Here is a 244-nt window from a genome sequence, read left to right as displayed (position 1 = left end):
GGCACGGTTCAGCTGCCCGAAGGCACGGAAATGGTGATGCCGGGCGACAACCTGAAGTTCGACGTTGAGCTGATCGCACCCATCGCGATGGAGCAGGGCCTGCGCTTTGCGATCCGTGAAGGTGGCCGGACAGTTGGCGCGGGTGTGGTTTCCAAGATCACGGAGTAATCCGCAGGGTGGGTGCAACCCACCTTATACCACCCCACAAAACACCAAAGGCCGCAGCACAAAAGCTGCGGCCTTT

1 pseudogene is annotated in these 244 nt (G+C 60.2%); it reads left to right on the top strand.

Features of this window, described 5'->3' with window-relative positions:
* A pseudogene (gene tuf, locus Q1A91_RS23655) lies at positions 1-168 on the top strand (elongation factor Tu); the annotation flags it as partial.
* Between the last annotated feature and the right edge of the window lie 76 nt (positions 169-244).

It is taken from the genome of uncultured Sulfitobacter sp. (genome assembly GCF_947500075.1).
Taxonomy (GTDB): Bacteria; Pseudomonadota; Alphaproteobacteria; order Rhodobacterales; family Rhodobacteraceae; genus Sulfitobacter.
Note: the sequence above shows the minus strand (reverse complement) of the source record. Positions and strands in the feature narration are given on the sequence as shown.